The sequence below is a fragment of the Massilia alkalitolerans DSM 17462 genome (assembly GCF_000427785.1).
Lineage (GTDB): Bacteria > Pseudomonadota > Gammaproteobacteria > Burkholderiales > Burkholderiaceae_D > Telluria > Telluria alkalitolerans.
On record NZ_ATYR01000001.1, the window covers coordinates 337,317 to 355,835 of the forward strand.

18 protein-coding genes are annotated in these 18,519 nt (G+C 67.5%); 8 read left to right on the forward strand and 10 right to left on the reverse strand.

Annotated features, from left to right (window positions below; all coding sequences use genetic code 11):
* Window positions 1-14: 14 nt before the first annotated feature.
* Both YWC_RS0101560 and YWC_RS0101565 read right to left on the reverse strand, forming a co-directional pair.
* The gene (locus tag YWC_RS0101560) at window positions 15-488 is read right to left on the reverse strand and encodes a hypothetical protein (protein WP_027863804.1); all 474 of its coding nucleotides are present in this window, start codon (window positions 486-488) and stop codon (window positions 15-17) included.
* Between the two features lie 16 nt (window positions 489-504).
* A complete protein-coding gene (locus tag YWC_RS0101565) occupies window positions 505-1,137 on the reverse strand; it encodes an NUDIX hydrolase (protein WP_027863805.1) in 633 nt (210 codons plus the stop codon).
* 124 nt (window positions 1,138-1,261) lie between these two features.
* Here YWC_RS0101565 and YWC_RS0101570 point away from each other — a divergent pair, with 124 nt between their 5' ends.
* Complete coding sequence (locus YWC_RS0101570) at window positions 1,262-2,131, forward strand: DUF817 domain-containing protein (RefSeq protein WP_084416245.1); 870 nt, start codon at window positions 1,262-1,264, stop codon at window positions 2,129-2,131.
* 21 nt (window positions 2,132-2,152) lie between these two features.
* Entirely contained in the window at window positions 2,153-2,644 is a 492-nt protein-coding gene (locus tag YWC_RS0101575; RefSeq protein ID WP_027863807.1) for a nuclear transport factor 2 family protein, read from the forward strand.
* Window positions 2,645-2,647: 3 nt separating this feature from the next.
* On the opposite strand, the gene YWC_RS0101580 is transcribed toward YWC_RS0101575, so the two are convergent.
* Window positions 2,648-4,498 (reverse strand): flagellar assembly protein A, encoded by a 1,851-nt coding sequence (locus YWC_RS0101580; protein ID WP_027863808.1) that lies wholly within the window; start codon window positions 4,496-4,498, stop codon window positions 2,648-2,650.
* Between the two features lie 166 nt (window positions 4,499-4,664).
* A complete protein-coding gene (locus YWC_RS27840; protein WP_051306123.1) occupies window positions 4,665-5,048 on the reverse strand; it encodes a hypothetical protein in 384 nt (127 codons plus the stop codon).
* Between the two features lie 283 nt (window positions 5,049-5,331).
* Between YWC_RS27840 and ompR the strand changes: the two genes are divergently transcribed.
* Genes ompR through YWC_RS0101600 form a run of 3 tightly spaced genes read left to right on the forward strand, consistent with a single transcriptional unit; the run spans window position 5,332 to window position 9,120 of the window.
* Window positions 5,332-6,033, forward strand: coding sequence for an osmolarity response regulator transcription factor OmpR (ompR, locus tag YWC_RS0101590; RefSeq protein ID WP_051306146.1), 702 nt, complete (start codon window positions 5,332-5,334; stop codon window positions 6,031-6,033).
* On the forward strand, window positions 6,033-7,406 hold the full coding sequence (locus YWC_RS0101595; protein WP_027863810.1) for a sensor histidine kinase family protein: 1,374 nt from the start codon (window positions 6,033-6,035) through the stop codon (window positions 7,404-7,406). Before ompR ends, YWC_RS0101595 begins: the two co-directional genes overlap by 1 nt.
* Before the next feature lie 7 nt (window positions 7,407-7,413).
* Window positions 7,414-9,120 carry a hypothetical protein gene (locus tag YWC_RS0101600; protein ID WP_027863811.1) on the forward strand — a complete coding sequence of 569 codons (1,707 nt, stop codon included), beginning with the start codon at window positions 7,414-7,416 and terminating at the stop codon, window positions 9,118-9,120.
* Between the two features lie 166 nt (window positions 9,121-9,286).
* Here the strand turns inward: YWC_RS0101600 and YWC_RS27845 are convergent, their stop codons facing one another.
* Both YWC_RS27845 and YWC_RS0101610 read right to left on the reverse strand, forming a co-directional pair.
* The gene (locus YWC_RS27845) at window positions 9,287-10,315 is read right to left on the reverse strand and encodes a TIGR01777 family oxidoreductase (RefSeq protein ID WP_084416246.1); all 1,029 of its coding nucleotides are present in this window, start codon (window positions 10,313-10,315) and stop codon (window positions 9,287-9,289) included.
* A complete protein-coding gene (locus tag YWC_RS0101610) occupies window positions 10,312-10,854 on the reverse strand; it encodes a GbsR/MarR family transcriptional regulator (protein WP_027863812.1) in 543 nt (180 codons plus the stop codon). Before YWC_RS0101610 ends, YWC_RS27845 begins: the two co-directional genes overlap by 4 nt.
* 148 nt (window positions 10,855-11,002) lie before the next feature.
* Between YWC_RS0101610 and YWC_RS0101615 the strand changes: the two genes are divergently transcribed.
* From YWC_RS0101615 to YWC_RS0101625, 3 genes are all read left to right on the forward strand, one after another.
* Window positions 11,003-11,989 carry a threo-3-hydroxy-L-aspartate ammonia-lyase gene (locus YWC_RS0101615; RefSeq protein WP_027863813.1) on the forward strand — a complete coding sequence of 329 codons (987 nt, stop codon included), beginning with the start codon at window positions 11,003-11,005 and terminating at the stop codon, window positions 11,987-11,989.
* On the forward strand, window positions 11,989-12,363 hold the full coding sequence (locus YWC_RS0101620) for a RidA family protein (protein ID WP_027863814.1): 375 nt from the start codon (window positions 11,989-11,991) through the stop codon (window positions 12,361-12,363). Before YWC_RS0101615 ends, YWC_RS0101620 begins: the two co-directional genes overlap by 1 nt.
* Window positions 12,364-12,458: 95 nt before the next feature.
* On the forward strand, window positions 12,459-12,839 hold the full coding sequence (locus tag YWC_RS0101625; protein ID WP_027863815.1) for a DUF4124 domain-containing protein: 381 nt from the start codon (window positions 12,459-12,461) through the stop codon (window positions 12,837-12,839).
* 167 nt (window positions 12,840-13,006) lie between these two features.
* On the opposite strand, the gene YWC_RS0101630 is transcribed toward YWC_RS0101625, so the two are convergent.
* From YWC_RS0101630 to YWC_RS0101645, 4 genes are all read right to left on the reverse strand, one after another.
* On the reverse strand, window positions 13,007-15,955 hold the full coding sequence (locus YWC_RS0101630; RefSeq protein ID WP_036212522.1) for a putative bifunctional diguanylate cyclase/phosphodiesterase: 2,949 nt from the start codon (window positions 15,953-15,955) through the stop codon (window positions 13,007-13,009).
* Between the two features lie 96 nt (window positions 15,956-16,051).
* Window positions 16,052-16,825 carry an N-acyl amino acid synthase FeeM domain-containing protein gene (locus tag YWC_RS27850; protein ID WP_051306124.1) on the reverse strand — a complete coding sequence of 258 codons (774 nt, stop codon included), beginning with the start codon at window positions 16,823-16,825 and terminating at the stop codon, window positions 16,052-16,054.
* A gap of 247 nt (window positions 16,826-17,072) precedes the next feature.
* A complete protein-coding gene (locus tag YWC_RS0101640; RefSeq protein ID WP_027863817.1) occupies window positions 17,073-17,921 on the reverse strand; it encodes a PhzF family phenazine biosynthesis protein in 849 nt (282 codons plus the stop codon).
* A gap of 43 nt (window positions 17,922-17,964) precedes the next feature.
* Window positions 17,965-18,438 (reverse strand): VOC family protein, encoded by a 474-nt coding sequence (locus YWC_RS0101645; RefSeq protein WP_027863818.1) that lies wholly within the window; start codon window positions 18,436-18,438, stop codon window positions 17,965-17,967.
* Window positions 18,439-18,519 lie beyond the last annotated feature (81 nt).

Genomic DNA, 18,519 nt, shown 5'->3' on the forward strand with positions numbered 1-18,519 from the left:
TTGACTGCAGTCAACTACCGCACTGTGCCGGGGCACACTGCACTGCTGTTGTCCAGGCAATCGCCGGATTCGCCGACAGAGCGCAATGCGCGTTTGGCGCGGCGCAGGGACTGGACATTGCGAAAACTCACGTAGACCAGCCCGGCGATGAACAGTGCCGCGAAGGCGAGCGCCATGCGGATGCCGCCGAACAGGAAGCCGCCCGCGAAAAAGAACAGCCCGTACCAATAGATGTCGTAGACCGTGGCCAGCACCAGCCCGGCGGCCGAATGCTTGAGGGTGACCGCCGGCGAGCCAAGGTCGCGCCAGCCCAGCACCGAGTTCCAGTCGCCCGGCCGCCCGAATGCGACGGCGTAGGTGGCGCCTGCCTCCGGAATGGTCCCGTGCCCCAGGCTGACGCCATAATGGGTTCGGCCTTCGCTGCGAAAGCTGAAATCGCCGGCGGCGACATCGAATACTTCTTCAAAATGGATGCGCTCGATCTGCATGGTTCTCCGTTCGTCTTCAGGCCTGCAGCCAGGCCACCAATGGCGCATCGTTCAGATTGACCAGCACCTTGTCCAGGTACGCGCGCGGCAGCAGCGACACCGCCTGGCTCTCCCAGCCCATGTCGGACGGACAGCCGCCGACGCGCCGTCCCAGGTAGTAGCGGGTGCGGCTGCGGCTGCGCGTCAGGTCCATCAGGTGTCCGGTCAACACCACATGCAGGCCGCTTTCCTCAAACGCTTCGCGGATCGCCGCGGCGCGCAGCAGCATGCCCGGGTCGAGCGTCCCTTTGGGGAAGGTGGCCGGGTAGCCGCCGAAGCCGTTCGACGGGTGCACCACCCAGACCCGCCCGTCGTCCTCGAGGATGACGACACCGGCCGCCACGCGCTTGCCCGGCGCGGGTTCGAAGGGCGGCTCGTCGAAGGCATCCTCCTGCCCCGCAAGCGCGATCCAGCCGGCATCGATGCGCGGAGCCTCGCGCCACACGGCGAATGCGAGGCCGTTCAGGGCCTGCGGCACCGGGCCGCCCGGGATCACGGTGGCGGGGAGCAGCGGGTCGTGCCAGTTGTCCAGCGGCGTCGGCGCGGTGGGCGCGGCGATGGCGACCGGCTTGCCCCATTCATCGGGTTTCGGGTGGATCGACGTATGCATGTCTGACGCGGGAGTCGGTGACGCTCCATTCTAATACCGCAACAGCGCCGCAGCGAAGCATTGATTCGCCACCCCTTCTGTGACAACATCGGCTGACCACCTCCTCCATCCGCGACCGACAACGATGAACAAGACGCCCGGCTCCGCTCCCATCACCCTTGCGCTCGACAACGTCCTGCTCGACACCCGCCCGCGCCAGCTCGGCGGCTGGCGCCGCGCTAGCGCCGAGTTCCTGTATTTCGGCTTCAAGAACGCGCGCGCCTGCCTGTTCGTGGGCCTGTTCTTCGCCGCCATGATGCTCACGCCGCGCACCGGCATGTTCGGCATTCCGCGCTACGACGTGCTGCTGCTGGTGGCGCTGGCCATCCAGCTGTGGATGGTGAGGTCAGGCCTGGAGACGATGGACGAGCTGAAGGCGATCTGCCTGTTCCACGCGATCGGCTTCGCGCTCGAGGCCTTCAAGGTGTCCAGCGCCATCCAGTCCTGGGCCTACCCCGACTTCGCCTACACGAAGGTGCTGGAGGTGCCGCTGTTCTCGGGCTTCATGTACGCGGCCATCGGCAGCTACATCGTGCAGGCCTGGCGCCTGTTCGACCTGCGCATCCGCCACCATCCGCCGCACTGGATGGCCTGGGCCATCGCGATCCTGATCTACCTGAACTTCTTCACCCACCACTATATCGGCGACTACCGCTGGTACCTCGCGGCCTGCGCGCTCGGCCTGTACTCGCGCACCATGGTGGTGTTCCGGCCGCTCGACCGCGACCGCAGGATGCCGCTGCTGCTGGCCTTCGTGCTGATCGGCTTCTTCATCTGGCTGGCCGAGAACATCGGCACCTTCTGGGGCGTGTGGCGCTACCCGAACCAGCTGGGCGCCTGGTCGGTGGTCCACGTGAGCAAGTGGAGCTCGTGGTCGCTGCTGGTGATCATGACCTTCACCATCGTGGCCAACCTCAAGCACATCAAGGAAAAGATCCACGTCGCGCGGGCCTGAACCTCACCCGAAGGAAGCAACATGAAACGGACGCTCGGCCTCACGATTCTGTTCACCCTGCTGCCCGCGATGCCGCCCGCCCATGCGGCCGGCTTCCAGAGCCAGCGCGCCATCGCCGCCGGCGAAGTCGACGTTCCGGCCATGCTGGCCGGGATGGAACGGCAGCGCGCCAAGGCCATCGTGCAGCGCGACATCGCCACCCTGCGCCACCTGATGGACCGCGAGTACTACCACGTCGACAGCCGCGGGCGGATGCGCAGCAAGACCGAGCTGCTCACCGCGCTCGACCGCAACGATTTCCGCTTCCGGCTCTACGAGATCGACAGCACCGAGGTGCACCTGCTGGAGGGCGCTAACGCGGCCCTGGTCACCGGCACCTACCGCGCGCTGATGGCGGGCGACGCCGCCAAACCGCTGCGCTTTCGCTTCGCGCACCTGTGGATACGCCAGCCGGACGGCTGGAAGAACAGCTTCCACCAGAGCACTGCCATCCGTCCCGCGCAAGACGATTGAAGATCAGGCGACGGCCTCCGCCGTGCTCCAGCTGACGCTGCCGCTGCCGCCTGCGAACAGCAGCTCGGCGCCGCTGGCCTCGCGCAGTCGCGCCTTGATCTCGCGCGGCGCCAGGTTGTAGTGATTGCCGCGCTCCGCGTCCGCGCTGTCCGGCTCCACGTCGAGCGCACGCACCGTGAGCTCGCCGGCCACCTGCGCGATGGCGACGCTGACCGTGCCGCTGTGCTGCGCGCGCTGGGCCACCAGGCGCTCCAGCAGCGCCATGCCGGATTGCTGCTCGGCCTCGACGTCCTTGATCTCCTGCGACAGCGTGGCCATCTGCTTGAGCGCCGGCGCGGCGGCCGCGGCCAGCTTCTTGAATGCCGGCTGCTGTTCCGGCGTGAGCACCAGTTCGCCCTTGCGCACGCGCCCCGCCAGCCTGACGTAGCTGGCCACCTCGGGCTGAGCCGCCAGCGTACCCATCGCGGCGCGGCGCCGGCCGGCCAGCTCGCCGAACTGGCCCACGCGCTCGCGGATCATGCCGATCGCCGCATCGATGCGCGTGCAGTCCGGGCGCAGCACGAAGACCCGCATCTCGCTGTGCCCGCGCGGCGCGGCGCGCTCGATGGAGATGCGCCTGGCGACGATGGCGCAGCCTTCGGCCTGGCTGATTTCCACCACGTCCGCCACGATCTCGCAATTGAGCGCCTCGACGATCGAGACCCTGCTGCCGGAGATGATGCAGTTCTCGGCGCGCTGCAGCGTGACCTCCCCGTTGGCACTCTGGATGCTGGCGTTCGATGCGACGCCCGCCACGACGATCGGGCCATCGCTGTTGCGCGCGCTGCCGCCCATCAGGTTGCGGTTCAGGCGCACCACGCCGCCGCGCGAGGCGATGTGGCCGAAGACGTCGGCATGCACCGTGATGCTCTCGCCTTCGACCACGCGGTTTTCCTGCACCTCGCCGAATTCCTCGTAGTCGCCCTCCAGCTGCAGGTTGCCGGTCGTCCTGGCGCTGACCCCGTCGTGGCTGACGATCTTGTCGCCCACCGAGATCCGGTTGCCTTCCACGTTCAGGAAGCCGTCCTGCAGGGCGAGCACGAACTCGCCTTCGGCGATGCGGTCGACCGTGGTGCCCGGACCGCTCCAGTCGCTCAGTTCGAGATCAAGCGGCAGTTCGGGCGCGAGGGCGATGCCGGACAGGTCGAAGCCCGGCTCACCCTGCACGCGCGGGAGCTTGCGCAGCAGGCGCGTGCCGCGCTGGACCTGGGGGAAGCGGTTCTGGAAGCTCATCAGGTCGAGCTTGCCGTTGGCAAGCTGGCGCGGGGCGTCGCTGCGGTGCAGTTCGTTCGAGACCTCGACCACGCGCGCATCCTCGCCCGGCCGCGGGGCCAGCCGGCGCGCCACCACGATGCGGCCGGCCGCGCCGGTGGCGATGGCGTCCCTGACTCCCTCGACGTCGAGGCCGAAGCGGATGCCCTTCATCCACATGTCGGCGATGAACTCGTCGATGTCGAGCCGGGCCGGCTGCTCGACGCCCTCAGGGTCCGGCAGGAACACGGGTTCGAAGTAGTATTCGGCCTGGCCGTCGGCGATCCGGACGGCGCGGTAGAGCTGGCGGCGCGCCGGGTCGAAGGGCAGGATGTCGTCCGCCAGGCGCACCACGGTCTCGCCGCGGGCATTGCGCGGCAGCTCGGGACCGTGACCGAACAAGGCCTTGATCAGGACCGGATAGTCGAGGCCCGAAAAGTACTCGTCCCCTCGCAGGAAGCCGTCGACCGCCGCCAGCAGGCCCGGGCCCAGGGCGGCCACGTCGCAATAGATGCCGTCGGCCTGGCGGGCGATGCAGGCTTCTGCGGCTGCTGGGTTGGACACGGCGCGTTCTCCCGATCTGCTAAGGTCTCTTCAAGATAGCACGTTGCAATACGAAAATAAACATATAGCAACTAGATTTCCATGAAGAAACCCCACCGACAGGGGAAGCGCGCCGTCAACGAGAACGGCGCCCGCAGGCGCCGTCAGGGATAGAGTGCAAGCCGGCTCAGCGGCGCCGCGCGTTCGGATACAGGTCGCGGTTGGCTTCGTTGATCTGGCGCTTCAGTTCGCTGCGCTCGTCCGGCGTCATGCGGCCGCGGCGGCCGCCCTCTTCACGCATGGAGTCGCGCATCGCCTGCTCCTGGCGCATGCGGGCCTCGTCGCGCATTTCCTGGGCGCGCGGGTCGTAGCGCGGATCCTGGGTGCGCATCTCGTAACGGTCGCGCATGGCCTGCTGCTGCATCTCTTCGCGGCGCGGGCCACGGTCCTGGCCTTGCGCCATGGCGCCGGCGGCGGTGCAAGCCAGGGCGACAGCGATCACACCGTGCCTGACGAAACGCGCCAGCGGCCCTTCGTTTGCTGCCTGGATTTTGGTGTGCACGTTGTTCATGGTGTTCCTCTTCCGCGATGCCATATAAACAGATAAGCTGTGATTTCCACTTGCAGCCAGTGTATGTGCATAGCGTCCGAGGTGTAAGACCGATTGGGTAAAGTTTGTAACACAATGTAATGGCTGAGCCATCCGAACAAGATGTTCAAGCGATAACACGTTACCATAGCGACATGCTTCTGACAATTCTGGATTCCATATGAACGCATCGACGAACAATACGGGCAGCAACCCGACCAGCAACAACGCCACGGGCAACCAGGGCGGCCACTCCGCCAAGATCATGGTGGTGGACGACGACGTGCGCCTGCGCGACCTGCTGCGCCGCTACCTCACCGAGCAGGGCTTCCAGGTGGTGACCGCGGAGAGCGCGCCGGCCATGAACAAGCTGTGGCTGCGCGAGCGCTACGACCTCCTGGTGCTGGACCTCATGCTGCCGGGCGAAGACGGCCTGTCGATCTGCCGCCGCCTGCGCGGCGCCGGCGACCAGACCCCGATCATCATGCTGACCGCCAAGGGCGAGGACGTCGACCGCATCGTCGGCCTCGAGATGGGCGCCGACGACTACCTGCCCAAGCCCTTCAACCCGCGCGAGCTGGTGGCCCGCATCGGCGCGGTCCTGCGCCGCAAGGGCCCGGACGAAATCCCGGGCGCGCCGAGCGAAACCCCGCAGACCTTCGAGTTCGGCGACTTCGTGCTCGACCTGGGCACGCGCACGCTCAAGAAGAACGGCGAGACCGTGCCCCTGACCACCGGCGAATTCTCGGTGCTCAAGGTGTTCGCACGCCATGCGCGCCAGCCGCTCTCGCGCGAGAAGCTGATGGAACTGGCCAGGGGCCGCGAATACGAAGTCTTCGACCGCTCGCTGGACGTGCAGATCTCGCGCCTGCGCAAGCTGATCGAGCCGGATCCTTCCAGCCCGCTGTACATCCAGACCGTCTGGGGCCTGGGCTACGTGTTCATCCCTGAAGGACAGCCGCGCTAGTGTTCGCCCCACTCTCGGCGGCGCGCCGCGCCGCCCGCTTTGCCTGGTACCGGAGCGGCCTGTTCTGGCGGACCTTCCTCTTGATGTCGGCGCTCACCGCCGCCTCGATGGGCTCGTGGATCGGCATGATCAGCGTATTCCAGCGCGGCCCGCAGATCCAGCAGACCGCCGAGCTGGTGGTGTCGGCGGTGACCATCACCAGGGCTGCCCTCATCCACTCGGCGCCCGCGCAGCGGCTCGAGCTGCTGCTCGAACTGGTGTCGAACGAAGGCATCCGCGTCCTGACGCTCAACGAAGACGACATCGTCGAACCGCCGCCCAACAATCCCCTGATGCCCGAGATCGCCGCCATCGTGCGCGAGCGGCTGGGCAAGCAGACGCGCTTTTCCGCCGGCGTGAACGGGGTACCGGGCTTCTACATCAGTTTCAACATCGACGGCGACGAATACTGGCTGATGCTCGAGCGCGAGCGCCTGGCCGGGCTGACCCGCGTGCAGTGGCTCGGCTGGGCCACGCTGGTGGGCCTGCTGTCGCTGATCGGTGCCGCCTTCATCTCCTCGCTGGTGAACCGGCCACTGGCGCGCCTGACGGCGGCCGCGCGCGCCATTGCCAAGGGCGAAAAGCCGGCGCCGCTGCCCGAGAAAGGCTCGCAGGAGATCATCGAGGCCAACCGCAGCTTCAACCAGATGGTCGACGACCTGGCGCAAGTGGAGAAGGACCGCGCCGTGATCCTGGCCGGCATCTCGCACGACCTGCGCACGCCGCTGGCGCGCATGCAGCTCGAGGTCGAGATGGCCAACCTGCCGCAGGAGGCGCGCGAAGGCATGCAGTCGGACATCGACCAGATGGATGCGATCATCGGCCAGTTCCTCGACTACGCCAAGCCGACCGATGCCGCCACCTTCATCGCGGTGAACCTGTCCGAGATGCTGGCCGAGGTCGGCCGCGAGGCGGGCCGCATCCGCGACTTGCGGGTGCAGGTCGACCTGATGCCGGGCGTGCACGTGATGGGCAATGCGACCGACCTGCGGCGCGTGGTCAACAACATCATCGAGAACGCGCGCAAGTACGGCAAGACTCCGGGCCAGGATTACACCGAGATTGCGATCGTCCTGCGGGTCAAGGCCACCGGCCACGGTCGCCGCGCAGTCATCGAGATCTGCGACCACGGAGTGGGCGTGCCGGAAGACCAGATCAACCAGCTGCTCAAGCCCTTCACGCGCCTGGACAGTGCACGCGGCCAGGCCAACGGCGCCGGCCTGGGCCTGGCCATCGTGGAACGCGTCCTGAGCCGCCACAATGCCGAGCTCACGGTGAGCAACCGCGAAGGCGGCGGGCTGCTGCTGCAGCTGGCCTTGCCCCTGGCCGGGTAAGCGGCGCGTGGGTCAGCTGCTGGCCGCCCTCCTCCGTGGCCTCGGCCGCAACCTGCTGGTGTTCGCGGCCATCGTGCTGGTCCTCGCCTCCGGCCACTGGCTGCGGGGCGAATGGGCGAACATCCAGCACATCGTCGCCGAGCTGCCGGCGCTGCGCCAGGCGCAGGCCGGCTTCGACGCGCGCCGCGCCGCGCTGGCGCGCGATACCGAAGAAGAACTGCGGCAGCTTGCCGGCGCCGGCATCGCCCAGCTCGACGGCCGCATCGCCGCCATCGACGCCGAGATCGCGCGGCTGCGCAGCGAGGGCGAAGCGGCGCCGGTGCTGGGCGCCGCCCTCGCCGGCCGCGAGGCCCTGGCGCAGCAGCTCGCCCGTTCGGCCATGCGCGACATGGAAATCGAACTGCGGCGCCAGGAAAAGACCCACCTGCAGGCGCTGCGCGCGCGCGCCGACGCGCTCGCCAACCGGCAGGCCGCGCTGGCCACCCTGGAGCGGCTGCGGCGCGAACACGTGGCGGTCTACACGGCGCTGCAGGACACATCGAGGCGACGCGCCCAGGCGGAGAAGGCCGCGGGAACCTGGGGCAAACTGTTCTTCACCGACGACTACCGGCAGCTGCGGGCACTGGACGCACAGCTGGCCCAGCTGCGCGTCAGGAACAGCGCCGCGCATCGCGCCTTCGTGGCGCAGCGGGCGCTGGTGAACACGCTGCCGGCGGTCGGCGCACCGGCCGTGTTCCGGCTCAATGAAGAAGCCCTGGCGGCAGCGTCCGCTCCGCTGCGCGAACGGCTGCGCGAGGTCGAGGAGCTGGCCGGCACCAGCGGCGCCTGGCGCGCCTACGGGCTGGTGCAGCCGCTGTTGCTGCCGGCGTTGCTGGTGCTGGCCGCGTGGTGGCTGGTGCCGGCCGCCATCCGCGCCCTGTTCTATTTCGTGCTGGCGCCGCTGGCGGCGAGGAGGCCGGCGATCGTCGTCAAGGACGCGCCGGCGTCCTCCAGCACGCCCACGCGCACTTCCGCACGCATCTCCGCCGTCTCGCACCGACTGGCGCTGGCGCCGGGCGAAGAACTGCTGATCCGCCCCGACTACTGCCAGAGCCAGCCCGCGGGCGTGCTTGTTGCGACCCGGCTGCTGTTCGACTGGCGGCGCCCGCTGAGCAGCCTGGCCGCGCGCCTGTGGATGCTCAAGCGCCTGCGCGCCAGCGCGGCGGCCGAGGTGGTCGTGTCGGCCACCAGCGACCCGCTCGACGAAGTCGCGCTCCTGGTGCTCGGGCCCGGGGAATCCTTCGTGCTGCAGCCGCGCGGCCTGGCCGGAATGGTCTACCGGACCGGCCAGCGGCCCACCGTCCGCAGCCACTGGCGCGTGGGAACCCTGCACGCCTGGCTCACCCTGCAACTGCGCTACCTGGCCTTCGAGGGACCGGCGACCCTGGTACTGAAAGGCTGCCGCGGCGTGCGCCTGGAATGCGCCGGGGGCGGCCGCACGATCAGCCAGGATGCGACCCTGGGCTTCAGCGCGCATGCGCGCTACAGCACCGTGCGCGCCGAACCCTTCCTGCCCTACCTGGCGGGCAGGCAGCCCCTGTTCCACGACAGCTTCGCCGGGCAGGATGCCTGCTTCCTGTACGAGGAAGTGCCGCGCTCGGCCCAGGCGGGCGGGCGCCGCAGCAACCCTTTCGAGGTGCTGATCGACGCCGGCTTGAAGGCCTTCGGAATCTAGCCCTTTTCCGCGAAGGCCAGGCCGATCCTGAACTCCTGTAGGGTGTACGGCTCTGCCGTACGCGCGTTCAAGCACAGGATGAACAGCCCACGTCAGTGCGGACGGATGCTGAACGCGCGGTCGGCGGAGCTGACCACCCTACTGTGGCAGCATGAAACGCGCTCTGTCAGGCGCTTTTCAGGCTCGCCAAGGCCTGCGCAATGCCGGGATAGCGGAACGCGAAACCCTCCCGTTGCAGCCGGCGCGGCGCGACGCGTTGCCCCTCCAGCAACAGGTCGGACTGCTCGCCGAGCACCAGGCGCAGCGGCCAGCCCGGCGTCGGCATGAAGCACGGGCGGCGCCAGATGCGCGCCGCCGCCTCGCTGAATTGCGCCTGCGTGACGCATTCGGGAGCCGTGAAGTTGCTGGCCCCGATCGCACCTGGTCCTGGGTGCGCGAGCGCATGGCGCCAGCGGTGCGCCATGCCGCCCACGACATCGTCCACATGGATCCACGACAGCCACTGCCGACCGCTTCCCAGCCTGCCGCCGAGGCCGAGCAGGATCGGCAGCAGCATCATGGGCAGCGCCCCGCCCACGCCCACGACCAGGCCGAAGCGCATGCACTCCACCTGCACGCCGTACTGCGCGGCCCTGCCGGCCGCCTCTTCCCATTCACGGCACAGGTCCGACATGAAGACCGGCTGCGGCGGCGACGATTCGTCCAGCTCGGATTCGTCGCCGATGCGCTGGATGCCGTAGTAGCCGATGGCCGACGCATTCAGCAGCAGGAAAGGCTTGTGGTCGGCCCGCGCGATCCAGTCCACCACCTGCCGCGTCAGGCCGACACGGCTGCGGCGTAGCGCTTCCTTGCGCGCTTCCGACCAGCGCGGACCCAGGATGCGCGCGCCGGCCAGGTTGACCACGACGTCGATCCGGGTTTGCGGCGGCAGCGCCTCCATCGATCCGACGCAATCTACCGTGCCCTCGAACAGGCGCGCCGCCGCTTCCGGCTGCCGGCTCAGGGCGACCACCGTGTGGCCGTCCTGCAGCAAGGCCCGCACCAGGTGCTGGCCGACGAAGCCGGTGGCGCCGGTGACGAGGACGCTGCGTTTATGGGCGTCGAAGGATATGGCGGGCGTAGCACCGCCGCCCTGTCCGCGCGCCGCCGCGATCACCTCGCGCAGTCCTGCCAGGTTCCGTACGGTGGATGTCATGGCTGCTCCTTGCTGTTGGGTCCGAGGAAGCGGGCGACCTTGCCGCCCATCTTGAGGAAGCGCTGCAGCGTCTGCGGCGGCAGGTGCCGGTAATCCTCGAAGCTGGCGCTGAGCATCTCGAGGAACTCGAGCACGACCTGCATGCGCGCCAGCGTGGCCGCGTCCAGGCCGGCGTCTTCTTCGCCTTCGATGGCGCATTCGCGCAGCACGGTCAGGGTCGGGTCGATCTCGCGGCGCTTGCGCTCTTCCAGGATGACCCGGAAGATTTCCCACACGTCCTGCAAGGCCTGGAAGTGATCGCGCCGGTCGCCCAGCACGTGCGACACGCGCACCAGCTTCCAGCTCTGCAGCTCCTTGAGGCTGTTGCTGACGTTGGAGCGGGCCACGCCCAGGGTCTCGACGATGTCGTCGGCGGTCAGCGGGCGCCCGGACAGGTAGAGCAGCGCGTGGATCTGGGCAACGGTCCGGTTGACGCCCCAGCGGGTGCCCATCTCTCCCCAGTGCAGGACAAATTTCTGTGCGGTCGGGCTGAGGCTCATGATTTTCCCTTATTTCTGTCGTTACAGAAATTAAAGAACAAATTGAAGGAAAGCGCAAGCGTTTTGTACAAGTAGCATGGCTAGTTCCTTTCAGCCGGAGCGTGGCGCCTTCGCTATACTGTCCGCTTTCGACTTTCGCGAGCCCGCCATGACCGCTACCTCCGCCGCTGCCACTCTTACCTACCGTGACGTCGAACTGGCCGCCGAGCGCCTGGCTGGCGCCGCGCACCGCACGCCGGTCCTGACGTCGAGCACGGCCAACAAGCTCACCGGCGGCACCCTGTTCTTCAAGTGCGAGAACTACCAGCGCATGGGCGCGTTCAAGTTCCGCGGCGCCTACAACGCGATCGCGAAGTTCGACGATGCCCAGCGCGCCGCCGGCGTGTTGACCTTCTCGTCGGGCAACCACGCGCAGGCAATTGCTCTGTCGGCGAAGCTGGCGGGCATCAAATCGACCATCATCATGCCGCAGGACGCGCCGGCGCTGAAAGTGAAAGCCACCAAGGAATACGGTGGCGAAGTCATTACCTACGACCGCTACACCGAGAATCGCGAAGAGATCGGCCGGCGCCTGTCGGAAGAACGCGGCATGACCCTGATTCCCCCCTACGACCACCCGGACGTGATTGCCGGCCAGGGTACGGCGGCCAAGGAATTGTTCGAGGAAGTCGGCGAACTCGACATCCTGCTGGTGTGCCTGGGCGGCGGTGGCCTGCTGGCCGGCTGCGCGCTGGCGGCGCGGGCGCTGTCACCGAATTGCAAGGTGATCGGGGTCGAGCCGGAAGCCGGCAACGATGGCCAGCAGTCGCTGCGCAAGGGAGAAATCGTGCACATCGCGGTGCCGAAGACCATCGCCGACGGCGCCATGGTGACCCATATCGGCGAGCATAACTTCGAGGTGATCCGCCGCAGCGTGGACGACATCGTCACCGTGAGCGACGCCCAGCTGGTGCAGACCATGGCCTTCTTTGCCGAGCGCATGAAGATGGTGGTCGAGCCGACCGGCTGCCTGGCGGCGGCGGCAGCGCTGCACGGCGTGGTCGACGTCAAGGACAAGCGCGTGGGCATCCTGATCAGCGGCGGCAACGTCGACCTGTCGCGCTTCGCCGAACTGATGCAGACATTGGAAGCCTGATGGAATTCATCCAGTCGCCCGGGCTGCCCGCGCCCGCCGGGCATTATTCGCAGGCCGTCGTCACGCGCGGTGGCCTGGTGTTCGTGTCGGGGGTGCTGCCGGCACGCGACCTGGCCGACCTTTCCTTCGAAGCACAATGCGCATCGGTGTTCGCGCAATGCGAGAAGATCCTGCGCGCGGCCAGCTGCGGGCTGGATGACGTGGTGCAATGCACGGCCTACCTGGCCGGCGTCGAGCACTGGCCCGCATTCAACACCGCGTATGCCGGGGTGTTCGGCGACCACCGGCCGGCGCGCGCCGTGGTGCCGGTACCGGCGCTGCACTATGGTTTCCTGGTGGAAGTGCAATTGGTCGCGGAACGCCCTAACGGCTGAGAGATTCTTGTGCGCAGGCCGCGCACACGTGAGGCAGCGAACAGAGCATTGCAAGATCGACATCGACAATGGAGGCTCGAACAAAGGAGCCGACCATGAAGCGTCATCTCTGCCTCAGTATCGTTGTCGCGGCCCTGGCCGCGCCCGGCGCCCACGCTGGCGCGAACATCGTCAAGTGCGTGGACGGCGCCGGCCGCGTCACCCTGACCGACCAGCCCTGCGAGCACGGCGCCACCATGGTGCGCCTGGCGAATATGCCTGCCGACGAAGGCGTCACGCGCGCCGAACCCTATCCCTTGATCACCGAGCGCGGCGTGCTGCCGCCAACGCCGGTCGTGCAGCGCCGCCAGGCGGCCCAGCGCGTGAAGGCCAAGCCGATGCTGCGCGACGTGGTCACGCTCAAGGCGGCGCGGGCGCAGTTCCTGCTGATGGATGCGGCCGGAGCGTCCAAGCACACTTTGGCGACGCTGGATTGAGCGTTGCGTCTGTTCGGCGAAGGTCACATTGGGTTCCCGCCTACGCGGGCACGACGTGCTAATGCCACGGGCTGACGTACAACGATTCAGTCCACCAGTCTACAGACCGTCATTCCCGCGAAGGCGGGAATCCAAGTCTGCGTGAAGGCCGCTAGCGCCCAACGATATCAGTGCAAGTCGTGCAGCCGCGTCACGCTCGCCAGGTGCGGCGCTGCCGGCGACTCCAGCACGCGCAACACGTCCAGCACCTCTGGATTGGTGATGAAATCCGCGGCCGACCTGGCCTGAAGCAGGCGCTCCGGCGGCTGCGAGCGCGCTACCGCCCAGCCCTGCACGTAATCCACGCCGATCTCCGCCAGCGTCTGCACGGTGGCCGCGTCTTCCGCCCATTCCGCGATCGTCTTCATGCCCAGGTTGCCGGCCAGGCTGACGATCGCTTCGACGATTGCCACGTTGGCCGGGTGGGCGTTGATGTTGACGATGAAGTTGCCGTCGATTTTCAGCACGTCGGCCGGCAGTTCCTTCAGGTAGGAGAAAGAGGTGTAGCCGGCGCCGAAATCGTCCAGCGCCACCTTGACGCCGAAGCTGCGCACCTGGTCGATGAAGCGGCGCGTATTGTCGAGGTCATGCAGGGCGACGCTCTCGGTGATCTCGAGGCACAGGCGGTTGGCGACGTGCACGTAGCGTCCCAGGATGTCGAAGGTGTCCTGCACGAAGCGCTCATCGTTGAGCGAGGCGCCCGACAGGTTCATGCACACGAAACGGGTATTGCCCAGCCCATCGGCGTGCTCGGCGATCCAGGCCAGGGTCGTGTTCAGCACCCAGCGGTCGATCACGCTGGCGCGGCCGCTCTTCTCGGCCGCCGAGATCACGGCGCCGGCCGGCACCACGCGGCCGTCCGGCTCGCGCATGCGCAGCAAGACCTCGAAGTTCAGCGATTCGCGCGGGCTGCGCAGGGACATGATCGGCTGCATCTCGAGCAGCAGGCCTTCGGTGGCCTGCGGGCCGGACAGGCGCGCCACCATGTCCAGCTCAACCGCGCGCTGGCGGAAGGCTTCGGCGCCGCGTTCGTACACCACCAGGCCCTCGCCCTGCCCCGTCTTGGCTTCGCGGCAGGCGCGATCGGCGGTCGACACGGCGTCCTTCATGGCGATGCCCGGCGTGACTTCGATCAGGCCGACCGAGCCGCGCACGTGGAAGGCCTTGTCGCCCACCCGGTACGGGGTGTTGCCGAGGCGGTCGACGATGCCGCGGCAGATGATCGAGGCCAGCGGGATGGCGGTCTCCGGCATCAGGACCACGAATTCGTCGCCGCCCACGCGGCCGATCTGCTGGCCGCCGGCCAGCATGGTGGCCATGCGTTCGCACACCTGCTTGAGCACTTCGTCGCCGGCGGCGTGGCCGAACAGGTCGTTGATGAGCTTGAAGCGGTCGAGGTCGACGTAGGCCAGGGCCATCGGCTTGCCGGCGGCCAGGCCATTCGCCGCCAGCGCGAATTCGCGCTCGATGCCGCGGCGGTTGAAGACCTTGGTCAGCGGATCGTTGTTGGCCATGAAGTGCAGCTGCTCGGTGGCCTTGTGCTTTTCGGTGGTGTCCTGCAGCACGCCCTCGATGCGCGAGCGCGCCAGCGTGGCGCTCACCAGAAAGCGCTGGGTGCCGTCGCGGCTGGTCAGTTCCATCTCGGCCTCGGCCTTGGCGTGCACTCCCTCGTGCAATTCGGTCCAGGTGCTTTCGGTGAAGAACTGGCGCCAAGCGGTCCGGCCCGGCACGAAGCTGGCGATGCCCAACATCTTCTGCAGCGCCGGGTTGACGCTCAGGAAGTGGCCATACATGTCGAGCGTGAACAGGCCCACCGGCATGGCCTGGTAGGCGTGTTCCAGTTCCTGCTGGGCCGCTTCGCGCTGCTCGGTCTCGACCCGCATCTGCTCGGCCACGGCCAGCGCGGCCAGCAGGCTCGACGCCAGCGCGGCGGTGACGCTGTTGATAATGCCCAGCAATTCGCGCATGCCGAGCGCGGCCGAGGCGACTTCGGCGATGGTGGCCAGGAAGCTGACGGCGAACGAGGCGGCGAACCAGGAGGCGACCCGGTTGCGCGATTCCGCGATGATCTTGAACAGCCCCACCGTCATCACCGAGAAGCAGCAGACCGTGATGCCCCACAGCAGCGGCAGGTACATGCCGTAAGGCAGGAACATGGCGGCGGCCAGCATCGGCATGCACAGCCACTGCATGATGCGGAACGGCAGCACGTAGCGCAGCGCGGCGATGTTCTCGCGCAGCAGCGACTGGTACAGGGTGAGCGTGGCGATGCCATACAGGGTGATGGTCACCGAACGGCTGCGCAGCAGCCAGTCCGAGGGGATGGTCTGGCCGAGCCACTGGATGTCCCAGCCGGCCGACAGCGCGGCCACCCGCAGGTTCAGCACCAGCCAGCCGGCGAACAGCACGTACAGCGGCTGGCGGTTGATCAGGGCGGTGATCAGGATGAACAGGGCCAGCACGATCATGCCGCCGTCGAGCAGGCCCGATTTGCGGTGGTACTGCTCGACCGAGAGCTGGTGCTGCTCGGCCGGCCACTGCAGGACCGACAGGCGCGCCGGGCCGGAGAAATCGGCGCGGCACAGCAGCTCCGGCGGCAGCGGGTTCAGCGTCAGGGCGAAGCCGGCTTTCGACGCTTCGATGGCCCCTTGCCCGGCGCCGCGGGTGGCGCTGCCGAGCGGCGCCAGGCTGGCGGCGTCCCAGCAGGCCACGTCGAGTGCGTGACGCGAGGGAAATTCGACCACCTGGGCGCCGGCGCGCGGCATCGGCTCGAAGACGAACCAGACCGGGGCTTCGGACAAATGGGTGTCATGCCCGGTCACCAGGCTGGAGGCGCGCGCGCGCGCCAGCGCGGCGCCCGGCGACAGGCTGGCTTCCTGCTGGACCGTCACGTGCATCGACAGCGGCACGTCGCCGGAGGTGCGGTACTGGTCGTGCCAGAAGATCAGGGCGATGAGGGAAACGAGGCCGATCCCGAGCGGGATCAGGTAATACGAGAACAACTTCAACACCCGCTCCACCACCGCATGCGCGGCGGCCAGGAGCGAAGAACGACGTTGGGGTGTTGGGATGGGCATAAGCTGGATCAGTGCGAATCAATGCTGCGCCGGAGCCGGCGCAGCGTCAAGTCGCAAGGATACAGCTTTAGGTAAATGCCGTCATGCAATATATGCTTAGCAAATAGCGAATTGGCGTGTCCGCAACGTCAAATCCGTCAATTTTGTCACCTTGATCTTGGCCAGCACTGGCGGCGTGGCGGGGCCGATGTCGATGTCCGGATGCTGCGTATCGAAGAAGAATTTGGCCAGCGGATGACGCGCATCGCGGTAGCGCTGTTCGAAGCTGGCGATCTCGAAGGCCATGACGCGGTGCGGGATATTGCCGACGTGGCGCAGCGGCACGGCGCCCTGCTCCGGGAACACGTCGGAAAACAACAGCTGCTCGTACTGGCGGTCCACCGGCGGACGGCCGGTAGCGACCGAATAGTCGATGGCGTTGTCTTCGCAATACATGAAACAGGCCTTGATCAGTGCCATCTTGACCACACGGCCGATGCGGCCCTCGTCGATGCCGAGGCGGGTCGCTTCGACCAGGCGGCGGCCCTGCAGCCAGGACGGCAGCTCGACCGATTCCTCGACGCCGAGCGGGCGGTACAGGTTGGTGCGGATGCGGGTACTGCCGATCGGCGAACCGTCCAGCCGGGACTCGGCCAGCAGCACGATGGTGTCGTCCTCGTAGTCGGCGGCTTCGGGCTGGGCCAGCGAGCGTGCGAAGTCGGGCACGTGGCGGGCGTAGGCCGCATGGCGGATCATCACGGCCTTGAGCAGGTCGGCCTCGGTTTCGACCCGGCGAATGGTGAACGGCAGGCGCTCGATGGGGCGACCGGCGGCGCGAGCGGCACGGGCCACATCGGCGGGGTTGGAAACGACTGGGTCGAACAGCGACATGACGACTACTCCGGATTGAAATTATGAAACGAAACTTGCCTGAATCAAATTATCAATCCGCTCAGCAATATTCTAATTGCTGAGCTGAAGCACTTTTTGCCCTCTGTTTGTCCTACACGATTGCAAGATTACTCCGACAAATTTGCAAGATTTATCCTACATAAAAGTACGCTCGTACTTAACAATGTCGTCACACTTACCAATGGTTATTTGACAATCTGCGCCGCCCGGTTAGCACCGCAGCGGCTTACATCATGCGTGCCGTGCCGGACACCCGGATCGATCCGCCCGCGTCAAGGCCGATGTCGGCGGACAGGCGCGAGCGCATGCCCATGTCTTCGCCCTGCACCACCTCGATGCGTCCGTCGTGCGGCCAGCCGATGTCGCGCAGGTAGCCGGCAAAGGCCGCGGTGCCGGCCCCGGTCGCCGGGTCTTCGAGCACGCCGCCGGAGGCGAAGGGATTACGCGTATGGAACAGCTGCGGCGTTTCCGCCCAGGCGAAGACCACCGTCACCAGGCCGTGTTCGTTCATCAGGCGGCGGCCGGCATCGAGCTCGTAGGCCATACGGGCCAGCGCGGCGCGGCTGTTCAGCGCCAGCACCAGGTGGTCGGCGCCGCCGTGGGCCAGGGCCGGCGGGATGCGTTCGTCGAGGTCGGCGCGGGTGTAGCCGAACAGGGCCAGCGCGGCGTCGACCAGCGCGGCGGGCGCCGGGCTGCTCCTGGTCGGCGGCGACTGCAGGCTGGCCGCCACCCGCCTACCCTCCACCCGTCCCTCGACCGAGATGGTGGCCGCGTTCAGCACCAGCTCGTAGCGGCCGTCGCCGAAGCGGCGCGCCAGCGCGGCGCCCAGCGCAATGGTGGCGTGGCCGCAGAACGGCACTTCGGACTCGGGCGAGAAATAGCGCACGCGCCAGGCCCCGGTCGAGCCGGCGATCTGCGGCGCGGCGAAGACGGTTTCGGAAAAGCCGATGGCGTGCGCCAGCGCCCCCATTTCGGAAGGGGGCGGCAGCGCCTCGCCGATCCAGACGCCGGCCGGGTTGCCGCCCTGGTCGCCGTCGGAAAAGGCGGCAATGCGGAGGATGTCGGTTTCGTTCATGGCAGTCTCTTTCTTGTGCTTGGGCGAGCGCCATGATAATCCTTCAAGGGCAGCCCTGCTGCATGGCCGCGGCCATCTCCTCGGGCGAGACGTCGCGGATATGGGTGGCCATCGACCAGCGGTGCCCGAACGGGTCTTCGACCACGCCGTAGCGGTCGCCCCAGAACATATCGGCCGGCGACATGCGCGCGGTCGCGCCCGCCTCCACCGCGCGCTCGAAGGCGTGGTCGACGTCCGGCACCGACAGGTGGATGGCGACCGGCGTGCCGCCCAGCGCCGTGGGACCGCTGGCGTCCCAGTCGGGGAATTCGTCCATCAGCATGAGCATCGAATCGCCGATGCGCACGCTGGCGTGGGCCAGCTTGCCGCCGGGCCCGGGCAGGCGCATGACTTCCTCGGCGCCGAAGGCGCGCGTGTAGAAGGCGATGGCGTCGGCGGCGCCGGCGCAGACCAGGTGGGGCGTGATGGTGTGCATGCCGTCTTCGACGGGCTTGACGGTGTTGACTGGCGTGCTCATGGCGGTCTCCTCGGTTGGGAACAAGCGTACAGACACTAGCGCCGGACGAAGGTTCTGGCCATCCCTAAAAAGCTTGACCCG